The organism is Halorubrum sp. AJ67 (assembly GCF_000513435.1).
Genome location: NZ_CBVY010000012.1, coordinates 36339 through 38716, shown reverse-complemented (window position 1 = coordinate 38716; position 2378 = coordinate 36339). Strand labels below are relative to the sequence as shown.

Below are 2378 nucleotides of genomic sequence, written 5' to 3'. Positions count from 1 at the left end.
CGAGGGAGTCGGTCGCCGGAGCGGAGCGGAGGCGACCGACGAGGCTGGGGAGGCGTGAGGTGCTGTGCGGGCGGGACTCGAAGGGGCAGCCGCGAGGACGGCACAGGCGACGTAAGCACTGGAGGGAGTGAGCGAAGCGAACGACCGAAGCGCGCAGCAAGCGTGTGCCGTCCTCGTGGCTGGGGCTTCGGAGGTGTTCGTGTCGATCAGCGATTTATAAGCAATTACGTATCACCGAGCGGCTGGGGCTTCGGAGGTGTTCGTGTCGATCAGCGATTTATAAGCAATTACGTATCGCCGAGCGGCTGGGGCTTCGGAGGCGACCGTAGCGATCGGTGATTTATAAACAGAGAGAGGGTGTCATAGAACTCTTATCGCGGTGTTTATTTTATGATTTTAAAAGTGAATTAACCGTGTGAACTTGCGTGCCCATAGCTTAGTCATCCTTTCGGAGGCCGAAGACATCCAGTTTCGACCGTTCACTAATTCTGTCTCTAGCCAGTAAATTTATTTTGGGACAGTACACACTATAAATAATGCCCTCCACACCGTTATTCGCCCCGGATGAGTTTTTCTCTCAACAGTCTCCGTCACTCGCCGGTGCCGCGATCATCTTGCTGTTCACGGGTGTCGTCGCCGTTGCGAGTGCGGTGCCGTACGCAGACCAACTACCGTTCGAGGTCACGCTCGCAGCACTCGTACTCTCAGTTCTCATTGGCGGCTTAATCGGCGCTGCTGGTATCTGGATCGTATCGACAGCTGTCGTGTATCTCCTGACCGCAATCGTCGGTGGGACTGGTACGGTCGCCCGGACTGCGGCGAACATCGGATGGGCATCGCTTCCGCTCTTGTTGATGAACGCGGTCTCGACACTCACTCTCTGGGCCCTCGCGTTTACCGGGAACGCACCGGCGATAGAGATGACCCAGATGCGGCTTCCATCTTGGTTGCTCATTTTTAATGCCATCACCAGTCTCATCGGTACCGTTTGGCTCGGGTATCTGCTCACGTACGCCATTCGGGATGCTCGAAATCTAGATATTCGACGCTCGGCTGGCGTCGCAGGAATTGTTGTTACTATCCTGCTTCTCAACACCCTTGTGCGCCTCTTTTGAGTGCTTTAGCAGCGATCCCGATTTTGATGCTCCGTTGAAATTTCTTGGGGCTGTAACCGTAGCGATCGGTGATTTATGGACAGAAAAAGGGTGTCATGGAAATCTTACCACAAATTTTATTTTATATTCTCAAAATTGAATTAATCGTGTGAAATTGCGTTTTAATACATCAAATTAGCTAGTTTTTCACAGACGGCGAGCGATTTCGTATGCGATTGATGTTGGGAGGAGAATAGCGAATATTACGAGGGTGATTTCTTCTATTGTCAGGCCAGATTGCGTGAGACCTGCGTAGAAGTAGAGTGCTCCGGTGGCGATCACACTAACAATAGCCGCAATGTATCGGGGATCACTCCATGAAGATGGGAACTCGGGGCCGGACATAATTCCATATAGTTGAATCTATATGATAGCTTCTTCGCCCACATCGTGCGATCTCGATCCAGGTGTGAGAACGCTTCTGTAACTCCCTCAACGGAAACACCATCACGACGTCGGGAGACCGGCCACGCGATCGAGTTCGCCTTCAGTTTATAAGTAGCCGACTCGCCGACACCCCTGATCGAACGCCTCGTCTCAGACTTCGTCGGCCGCGTACTGCGCCTCGCGCAGCGTGAACTCGCCTTCGTACAGCGCGGTCCCGACCACGACCGCGGCCGCGCCCGCCGCCTTCAGCGCGACCACGTCGTCGATCGACGCGACCCCCCCAGACGCAATAACCGGAATGTCGACCGCCTCGACCACCGATTCGACCGCCTCGCGGTTTATCCCCGCCAGCTGCCCCTCAACGTCGACGTTCGTAAAGAGGATCGCCCCCGCCCCCAATTCCTCGTAGCGCGCGGCCGCCTCGGCGGGGTCGAGACCGGTCCCCTCGGTCCAGCCCGAGACGACGACCTCGCCGTCCTTCGCGTCCAGACTCACGACGACGCTCCCGGGGTGCGTCTCGTCGATCACCGCGACGATCTCCGGCGTCTCGACCGCTGCCGTACCGAGGATCACGCGGTCGAGCCCCAAGTCGAGCAGATCGCGCGCGCCTTCCGCGGTCCGGATGCCGCCGCCGAGTTGGAGACCGACCTCCTCGGGAACGTACTCCACCACCGCCTCGATCGCCGCGGCGTTGACGCGCTCGCCCTCGAACGCGCCGTCGAGGTCGACGAGGTGGAGGGTGCGGGCCCCCGCGTCGGTCCAGCGCTCGGCGGCGTCGACCGGGTCGGCCGTACGCGTTGTCAGTCGTGGGAGGGCAAGGACGACACAGGGGAGTAG

Annotated in this window: 2 protein-coding genes; one reads left to right on the top strand and one right to left on the bottom strand. The window is 57.9% G+C overall.

Features of this window, described 5'->3' with window-relative positions; genetic code table 11:
* Positions 1-536: 536 nt before the first annotated feature.
* Entirely contained in the window at positions 537-1115 is a 579-nt protein-coding gene (locus BN903_RS10605) for a YIP1 family protein (RefSeq protein ID WP_048077702.1), read from the top strand.
* Positions 1116-1691: 576 nt separating this feature from the next.
* On the opposite strand, the gene hisA is transcribed toward BN903_RS10605, so the two are convergent.
* Positions 1692-2378, bottom strand: a 687-nt coding sequence (gene hisA, locus BN903_RS10600) for a 1-(5-phosphoribosyl)-5-[(5-phosphoribosylamino)methylideneamino]imidazole-4-carboxamide isomerase (RefSeq protein ID WP_154018121.1), incomplete at its 5' end; no start/stop codon positions are given.